The 9,669-nt window shown below is 30.5% G+C and carries 6 protein-coding genes and 1 rRNA gene; 2 read left to right on the top strand and 5 right to left on the bottom strand.

What is annotated here, in order from left to right; all coding sequences use genetic code 11:
- Both RH98_RS15890 and RH98_RS13935 read right to left on the bottom strand, forming a co-directional pair.
- Positions 1–305, bottom strand: a 16S ribosomal RNA gene (locus tag RH98_RS15890); the annotation flags it as partial.
- A gap of 1,417 nt (positions 306–1,722) precedes the next feature.
- Complete coding sequence (locus RH98_RS13935) at positions 1,723–3,714, bottom strand: S8 family serine peptidase (RefSeq protein ID WP_010256242.1); 1,992 nt, start codon at positions 3,712–3,714, stop codon at positions 1,723–1,725.
- Between the two features lie 201 nt (positions 3,715–3,915).
- Here RH98_RS13935 and RH98_RS13930 point away from each other — a divergent pair, with 201 nt between their 5' ends.
- Positions 3,916–6,039, top strand: a complete 2,124-nt coding sequence (locus RH98_RS13930) for a M3 family metallopeptidase (protein ID WP_010256240.1) — start codon at positions 3,916–3,918, stop codon at positions 6,037–6,039.
- A 47-nt stretch (positions 6,040–6,086) separates the two neighbouring features.
- On the opposite strand, the gene RH98_RS13925 is transcribed toward RH98_RS13930, so the two are convergent.
- Complete coding sequence (locus RH98_RS13925) at positions 6,087–6,626, bottom strand: GNAT family N-acetyltransferase (RefSeq protein ID WP_010256238.1); 540 nt, start codon at positions 6,624–6,626, stop codon at positions 6,087–6,089.
- 87 nt (positions 6,627–6,713) lie between these two features.
- Positions 6,714–6,956, bottom strand: coding sequence for a hypothetical protein (locus RH98_RS13920; RefSeq protein WP_010256236.1), 243 nt, complete (start codon positions 6,954–6,956; stop codon positions 6,714–6,716).
- A gap of 792 nt (positions 6,957–7,748) precedes the next feature.
- Between RH98_RS13920 and RH98_RS13915 the strand changes: the two genes are divergently transcribed.
- Positions 7,749–9,029, top strand: a complete 1,281-nt coding sequence (locus RH98_RS13915) for an alpha/beta hydrolase family protein (protein WP_010256234.1) — start codon at positions 7,749–7,751, stop codon at positions 9,027–9,029.
- A gap of 342 nt (positions 9,030–9,371) precedes the next feature.
- Here RH98_RS13915 and RH98_RS13910 read toward each other — a convergent pair.
- Positions 9,372–9,669, bottom strand: a 298-nt coding sequence (locus tag RH98_RS13910; protein ID WP_010256232.1) for an alpha/beta hydrolase family protein, incomplete at its 5' end; no start/stop codon positions are given.

Here is a 9,669-nt window from a genome sequence, read left to right as displayed (position 1 = left end):
AGGATCTCCCTCTCAGGACCCCTAATCATCGTTGCCTTGGTATGCCGTTACCACACCAACTAGCTAATGATACGCATGCCCATCTTATACCGATAAATCTTTATTAATCATGTGATGCCACACAATTAAACCATGGTGCATTAATCCGAATTTCTCCGGGCTATTCACCTGTATAAGGTAGGTTGCATACGCGTTACTCACCCGTGCGCCGGTCTCTAGATAGCAAGCTATCTATACCCCTCGACTTGCATGTGTTAGGCCTGCCGCTAGCGTTCATCCTGAGCCAGGATCAAACTCTTCATCGTATTTTGTTTGTATCTTGGACTCAAGGTTATATTCGAAATCTTGCGATTTCCTTACTCTCTTATTTGTATGCTGTCAATCCAATATGTCTATGAACGTATTCTTCTTGTTTTCCTTACTTGTGTTTCAAAGCGAGTGCAAAAGTAATAAAACTTTTTGAACCGACAAAACTTTTTTTTGAAATATTTTTAAATCATTTAAAGCCTTATCAAATTCTCAGTTATTACTGAAGCGGACTGCAAAGATAACACCTTATTTTAATTCCCTCCAAATTTATTTTTATTAAAATTCTCCGAAATTATCAGCGCTATTCTGCTTCTCTATTCTTGTTTATGATCGTCTGCCTCTAGAGTCGTTATTACTTCTCTAATGCGGATGCAAAAGTAGCACCTTTTTCACTACTTCCAAACTTTTAATCCCTTATTTTTCCAACAAATTCAACATTATTTCTTAACTGTTTATTACTGATACTTTTACACTAGAAACTTTTTTTACTATTTACTTAATTGCGGTTTCAACCTAGCAGATTAACGACTCTATATAATATAAATAGAATACCATAATTCATTAGTCCCAACTATCCTTTATAAGTAGATAACAATGAGTTCTTTTATATACAACAGTAAATCAAAAAACATTAACTAACTAAAATCAAACCACTTACCCTTGTTTTTATTAATCTTTATATGTTTTATACTGTTTTATGGAAATGAATTATACCACAACATACTACAGATTTTAAATTGTATAGACTAATCCATCCTAAAAAAGTGTACAGTTCTAGTAGAATGAGATAAGTACCTTAACTAAGAGAGTAAGAGAGAGCGAAATATTATAAAACTAATAAACAAAAAACAAAACATGTACAGTCATAAAAGGACTAGTGAAAAACTGTACAGTAAATGATAGGATTATTAACTATAGCTGTACAGTTATAGTAGGACGAGACAACAGTTATAGTAGGACAAGACAGGATGCGTCCATAGTGAGTCCATGATGAGTCCATAATACCTCTATTAAAACAAGGAAAATTAATGGAGTCATTATTTAGTTATGATAGAGTAAATATACTTGCAATGTATATTAGACCCGGAAAAACACTCTTTTAGTTAGCTTAATTAAGCTTTTTACTCCTAGCCTTTTCTGTATTTATTCCTTTTAGATAAAAGTTTTCATAGTTCAACTCAGTGGAGTTAGAGATATTAATTTCTTTCTATACAGATTAACCAAACTTTATGCATAAACAGATTAACCAAACTTTATGCATAAACACAACTTTTGAACTTGTCACTTTTTATTGTGATCCCGTAAACTAAAACTAAAATTCACTCTTACTAAATTAAGGATGTCATTAAAAAACAGCAAAAGATCAGTAAATACCGACCTTTTGTTGTTAAATATAATTGCCATTACTAATTTTTATCTCTTCAACACTTTATACCTAAATTGTTCTCCTGAAACTTCTAGATTAAGTAAATAGATTCCACTAGGTAAGTGTGATAAATTTATCATTGTTCTATTTGTACCAAAGACTCTGTATTCCCCAACTAATCGATTACTTAAATCATATATATAAATATGGTTATTTGAAAAGATATTTTCTTTTCCTATTTCAATATTTAAATAATCAACTACTGGATTGGGCCAAAAATCCACTTTTTTCTCCTTTATAATTGGCTCTATTGATTTGCTTTTAACACCTTGAAAATTAAAATTACTTGCTAATAAAGAAAAATCTTGTTTGCCATATTTTAAGGAATTCTTATGTGAGATAACTATTTCATATTTACCAATTTCAGCGTCAGGAATATCAATCTTTTCAATATTATCAGTATTATTATCCCCTTTTTTAGCATGTAAATTATCGAAGTCTTTATTAAGATACCAAGGGAGATATTCTATACCATTTTTATAAACGCGTAAATCTAAATCATTTACCAACGAATAATCAATCTGGTTGTTATAAGAAATCAATCCTTTATTCTCTTTCTCTGGATCAGTCCAACTTAAAGTCACCATTAATCCTTGCCCCTCATCCACTACTTCTATTTCTCTTTTGTAAATTGAACCATCAAATAAAGTAGACTCATCTAAAAGCGCATTACCATCAGCAATATTTTGTAATAAATGAACTCCATTTTTTGCATTAATCATTCCCCAACCTGTTTCATGACTAGGCATATTATCTTTTAAATAATTAGCAGATTGGATCATGACTGCTTTTAAAGACGCAGCACGTAAAGGAAAGTTTTTATTCTCAATCACCCATTCTTGCCATAAAGAAAGAATGCCTGCTACGGCAGGACTAGCCATAGAGGTTCCACTTAATCTTGTGTAGATTTCATTAGATGGCCTATCATTAACTAGATAAGGGTTCTCATAACCTGTAGAAACAATATTGACTCCTCTGGCAGTAATATCAGGTTTAATTCTAAAATCATTACTAGGTCCAAAACTACTAAAACTCGCCACACTAGGATATTCATCTATAGCCATATTAGCAGCTGCTACAACAATCACGTTTTTAGCATTAGCGAAACCTAATAATAGCTCATTTCCCTTTTTTTCCTTATTAAGAATATCATAATAATTTCTATCATTACCAGCAGCCACTACAGACTGTAAATAAGGAAACTGATATGCTATCTTATCAAAATTATGAGCATCAATATTATAATAGCCAAAATAAGAAGAAGGTAACAACGGTTGTAAATCGTCACTTAAGGCAGAAATTCCATAAGAATGATTAGTAACCAAGATTCCCTGGCTAGCTGCCCTAACTAATTCTTGAATATCATTATCCCAATCATAACTCCAAACAGTTGACAATGGTGCCATTCCTTGGGAAAAACTATTTTCTCCTATAGCTGTTATAGTTCCAATTACATGCGTTGCATGATTTCTACTACTTTCATATTCCTCTTGCTCAATATTATTCAAACTATTTAAACTCTGAACTCTATCTTTTAAAACTACTTTTGATTTTCCGCTTTTCTCCACAAATTCAATATGAGTATCTAAAGCAACCGCTCCATCCCATACTCCAATAATCATATCTTTACCGCGCAAATCCAATAAATTCTCTCCATAAGAAATAGCATCTACCTCCAATACTTTTCTTGTAATTGCATTAAATGTAGAATAATAAATAGGTAAACCTTCAGAATCAATACGTCTTAATTTATATGTGCGACCATCGTTATAAATACCGAAAGGCTTTATATTATTCGTTTTTAAAAATGTTGAGATATTCTTTTGATTAAGAATTTCTTCCTTAATAAATCGATTATTTAACTTATCGACTTCTTCCTTATTATATTGACTAGATATATCTTTTCTTACTACATGGCGCTGACCAAAGCTTGAAACAGATATACATATAAATAAAAAACTAATTATAAATTTTCTCATCTCACAGGTACGTAAATTACGATAGAGCAATATCTACTTGCCGCAGAAGTAAATAAGATTACTTAAAAATAAAAATGGTTTTTCAAATTTACGTTCAAAACATATCTAACTCCTAATAAATACAGCAAAATAAGACATCTATTTCTAAAAATCTTTAGATATTATATATATTTGAAAAAACTAACAGTAACTCTTATTGATATGAAAGTAAAAAAAGCAGTCATTGGCGTTGTTGCAGGAGCATCATTATTCTCAATTTCTTGCAATAAAACCAAAAATGATTCTACTAAAAACAATGATTGGAATGAAAGCAATGCTTTCTTCACAGAAAGTGATTTACCTTATCACACAGCAGACTTCAATAAAATCAAAGACAAAGATTTTAAACCTGCTTTATTAGAAGGAATGCGCCGTCAAATTGAAGCTATTGACAAGATAGTATCAAACCCAGACGAGCCAACTTTTGAAAACACAATCGAAGCCTTGGAGCGCTCAAGTGATTTATTAGATCGCGTAAGTTCAGTATTTTATTTATTAGTTGGAGCTCATACTAATGACGAATTGAAAGAAATTAACAACGAACTATCTCCTAAATTTGCAGCTCATAGTGATGCTATCAATTTAAATGATGGATTATTTCAACGTGTTAAAACACTATATAATGCTAAGGAGTCCCTAAACCTAAATGATGAACAAAAAAGATTAATAGACGTTTATTATCAAGGTTTTGAACGTTCTGGCGCAAACCTAAACGAAACTCAAAAGGAGCAATTAAAAAAACTAAATCAAGAGATTGCAACATTAAACACTAAGTTTGGAGATCAATTATTAAGCGCTACAAAACAAGGTGGGGTTTCTTTTACCAAAGAAGAACTTGATGGGTTTTCAGAAGAAGCATTGGAGTCTATTAAGCAAGCAGATGGTACATATTTAATTCCTTTAAATAATACTACACAGCAACCTGATTTAGTATCTATGAAAAGTAAAGATGCTAGAAAAAAATTATTTGAACAAGCTTGGATTCGTGCAGAAAAATCAGATGCAAATGATACCAGAGAAACGCTTTTAACTTTAGTTAAGAAAAGAGCTGAAAAAGCTAAACTAATGGGCTTTGATAACTTTGCAGAATGGAGTTTACAAGGAACAATGGCACAAACACCAGCTAATGCTATTCAAATTTTAAAAGATTTAAGTCCATATGCTGTAAATGCAGCTAAGGAAGAAGCTAAAGACATTCAAGCATTAATCAATAAGGAAGCTGATCCTTTTACATTAACAGCTGCTGATTGGGATTATTATGCTGAAAAAATAAGAGAAGAAAAATATGCAATTAATCAAAATGAATTAAAACCTTATTTTGAAATGAATGCAGTTCTTGAAGATGGTGTATTCTTTATGGCAAAACAATTATATGGATTATCATTTAAAGAAAGAAAAGATATACCAGTATGGCAAGAAGATGTAAAAGTTTATGAAGTTTTCAATGAAGACGGAAGTAAAGTAGGTTTATTTTATGCAGATTATTATCAAAGAGATTCTAAAAGAGGTGGAGCTTGGATGAGTAATATTGTTGGACAATCTAAATTGTTTGACCAACTACCTGTTATCTATAATGTAGGTAACTTCCCTAAACCAGCTGCAGGACAACCTACTTTATTATCTCAAGATAATGTAATTACTATGTTTCATGAATTTGGACATGCTTTACATGGTTTCTTTGCAGACCAAACCTATCCTACACTTTCTGGTACAAGTGTATCTCGTGACTTTGTTGAATTCCCTTCTCAATTCCACGAGCATTTTGCTTTTGAACCTAGTGTTCTTAAAAATTATGCTAAACACTATAAAACTGGAGAAGTTATTCCTGATGCTTTAGTTGAGAAAATGAAAAAAGCACAAAACTTTAATAAAGGATACAGTATGACAGAATTGTTAGGTGCTTCTTTATTAGATATGGAATGGCATGTTATTTCTGCAGATGCAAACATTGCTGATGTAGACAAGTTTGAACAAGAAGCTTTACAAAAATACGGTTTAGACTTAGCTACAGTGCCACCTAGATATCGTTCTTCATACTTTAGTCATATTTTTGCAGGAGGCTATGCGTCAGGATACTATTCTTACAAATGGTCAGAAATGCTAGACTTTGATGCTTATGCATGGTTAGAAGAAAACGGAGGAATGACTCGTGAAAATGGGCAAATCTTAAGAGATAAAGTATTCTCAAAAGGTAATTCAGTTCCACTAGATAAACTATATAACGATTTTAGAGGTAAAAACCCTACGATAGATGCCTTACTAAAATACCAAGGTTTTACTAAATAACCTCATTTATAAAAAATACCTCTATGGACTGACATAGAGGTATTTTTTTATTTATTTATAATGGATAACATTTCTGCATCTACAAACCTTTCCTTCTCATAAAAATAATCTCTCAAAATACCTTCTACTTCAAGACCATTCTTTTGTAATAAACGACGAGAAGCATGATTACATGGATCAATAAAAGCTTCTATCCTATGTAGTTTTAATATCTCAAATCCATACTTTATAAGACAAGATATAGCCTCAGTCATTAAACCTTTTCCCCAATAATCCGGATGTAGATCATAACCTATCTCAGCTCTATTATTTTCAATAGAAAAATTATGAAACCCACAAGTTCCTATTAATTTATCAGACCCTTCTAGCGTAATAGCCCAACGAAGCCCCTCCTTATTTTCTACTCGTGTATTCCAAATATTAATTAATTCTAAAGCCTCTCTCTCTTCTTTAAAAGTATAAAGATCATAAAACTCTGTCACCTCATCTTTTGAAAAATAAGAATATAATGCTTTGCTATCTGTTTGTAATAATCTTCTGAGACTTAAACGTGAAGTTTTCAATACTGGTATTTCATTTGTAACCATACAATATTTATTTAATAGAAATCAAAGTAACACATCATTTTATCTACTAACAAATATTTTTTTACTGAGGAATTGATTTGTTTAAAACTAAAACTGGATTAGATATTGTTTCTCCTTCTTTTTAAAAAATAGAAATTTATACTTGTACTTAAAAATTGGTTTAACTATATACCCCTTTTCCTTCAATAATGCCATAATAGTATCAGGTATAAAAGGTATTGTAACTGTAGTTCTACCATTTTCAGCTTGCTTCCTTAACTCTTCTATTATTCTTTTATACTCTATATAATTCGCTAAAGTAGCGATTTCATGTAATTTTTCAGCTTTCATTTTTCTTTATCAACTAGCAATTATACTAAACACAATTTTTAGTAACAAAAATATTTAATTTACAAACATTTATTAAACATAAACAACCAAAATATTTTATTTTTAAATAATTTACTGTTTTTTTTATATTTATTACCATAAATATCACACACAAATCATTTAATCATTATTTTACATAATTATTAATAAAATTAATTATATATTATCTTTTATGCACCTTTGGTGAATATTATATAATCTTAAAAAACAACTAATCTAATAACTATAAACTACTAAATAGTTAAAATTTACTTCAATGAAACTAAATCTACTTACCACATTATAAAGAAAATAACTCTATTTAAATATAATTGATTACAAAGTTCAATAAGAAATCAAAGTAATTTTTCGCACTTAAAATTATAAAAAGGAAAAAAAGAAAACTTATATAACTCTATTATATGCGAACAAACAGTAATTTAATTCACAGTTTATTAAAATTAAATTAACAATCTAAAAGAATAAATATTTTTATTTTCTTGTTTTAAAAATGATATATACACCAATAATTCTACTTTATATGTAATCTAGATAAAATATTCTAAGCAAAATGCACAATTTCGACTACTTAAATAATAGCTTTTCCAAACTTATTTTCTAATACGTGAATCAATGACTATATTCATGGTGTTAAAAGAACGACTGTAAGTTAAAAAAATCAATACCTCAACAGCACCAGCTTTTACAATTAACATTTTTTATTTCAAATACATTTCTATATTTGGTCTTGAACAAAAACTAACTAAGACAAATATGAAAAAAAGACATTTATTACTAGGTGTGTTATTTCTAGGTGTGTTATTTCTAGCATCCCTAAGCACTACGGTATTTATCTCATGTTCCAGTGATGATAATAAAAATAACACTCCTACTATTTGCCCTCCATCTGCTGGGTATTATATAGGTGAAAAGGAATATAAATTAGACAAGCTAGATGAAGCGGAATCAATTACTATAATGACTTACAAAATGCCTAATGTTACCTCTGAACTTGCAGATGCAACAGCATTGGTATTTTATCCAAAAACTCCAAAACCAGCAGATGGCTATCGCGTAGTAGTTTGGACACACGGAACAGTAGGCGTTGGTGATGCATGTGCTCCAAGTAACAATGCGATTGGTAACAATTTTAAAGTTTTGGCTAAAACATTATTACAAGAGGGCTATATTATAATAGCACCAGATTATGAAGGATTAGGCACACCTGGTATTCACCCTTATCTGCATCTACAAAGTGAAGCCTACTCAGCGACGTATGCTGTAAAAGCTTTTAAAGAATATTATAGAGATAATCTGCAAGGAGATTGGATGGTCGCAGGGCAATCTCAAGGAGGTCAAGCCTCCATAGGTGTAGCTGAATATGCTAATGAAGACACTAACTTCAAAGGAGCAGTAGCTGGTGCTCCTGCATCAAGTTTAGGAACTATAATTCTAGAAGTAGCTCCTACTGCGCTTGCAAATATTGAAATACAAGAAAATAAGATTAATCCTCCAATTCCACTAGATCAAAGAAACTCTGTTAATTCATATGCTACTTTATTATCCTATGCAGCCTTAGCAGGAGCTGGAATTAAAGCATCAGATCCTAATTTTGATTATACTATTTTATTCAAAGAGCGATCAAAACAATTTGCCCCAATCGCAGAAGGTAATAACAATGAGTGCTTAGGTGAATTAAGAGATGCCTTTAAAAAGGATATTATTACATTCATGAATGAAAATAAAAGTCACAAAGTAATGGATTACCCTGGATTAGATGAAACTATATTTAAAACAAATCCAACTGTTATTGAATTTTTAAAAATCAGTCAACCAGGAACAAAGAAAGTTGATAAACCTCTTCTAGTAATACAAGGGGAAGCGGATACAAATGTGCCTGCAGTAATAACAAAAGGGATGGTGGATAAGTTAAAATCACTTGGTTCAGATAAAGTAGAATTAATACTAGTAGAAAATGCATCTCATACAGAAGCAATTGTACAGAAGAATGCTGAAGTTGTAGCATTTATTCAAAAATATATGCCTGTTAAATAAGAAAACACTTATATATATTCAAAAATATAAAAGCTCTTCAATTGAAGAGCTTTTATTGTTAACTGAATCTCGAAAATAATACTATCAGTAATATAGTTTTAAGTAATTTGAAAAATAAATTGACAAATAAACAAGGATAATCTTTTTCATAGCATCCTATAAATCAATTCGAAACGAAAGTACTAAATAAAACAATACTGATTTTACGGAATACCTCATCTATACTCACATAGAACCATAATCAACACCATTAAATAGATATAAAAACCATAATAATTACATTTTCACCATAAACTAAATAAGAAATTAAAAAAATAGGCTACATATTGTAACCTACTTAATTTACTTCAAATGCTCTGATATAAATCCCATCATACATTTATAAAAATCAATACTATTTTCTTCTTTTGAAAAACCATGCCCTTCATTGTATTTCACCATATAAGGAACTTCAAAACCTTTATTGCGAAGTGCTACTACAATTTGATCTGATTCCGCAATCTTCACTCTCGGATCATTAGCACCCTGAACTACAAATAATGGTTTTTTAATCTTATCTAACTGAAAAACTGGAGAAACTTCTTTTGCTATTTCTCTTTCCTCTGGATTATCTAAATCATACCAAATCTCTTTAACCATA

Source organism: Myroides injenensis M09-0166, from assembly GCF_000246945.1.
In the GTDB taxonomy this organism is placed as follows: domain Bacteria; phylum Bacteroidota; class Bacteroidia; order Flavobacteriales; family Flavobacteriaceae; genus Flavobacterium; species Flavobacterium injenense.
The sequence above is the reverse complement of the archived record's forward strand: the minus strand, read 5'-3'. Positions and strand labels throughout refer to the sequence as shown.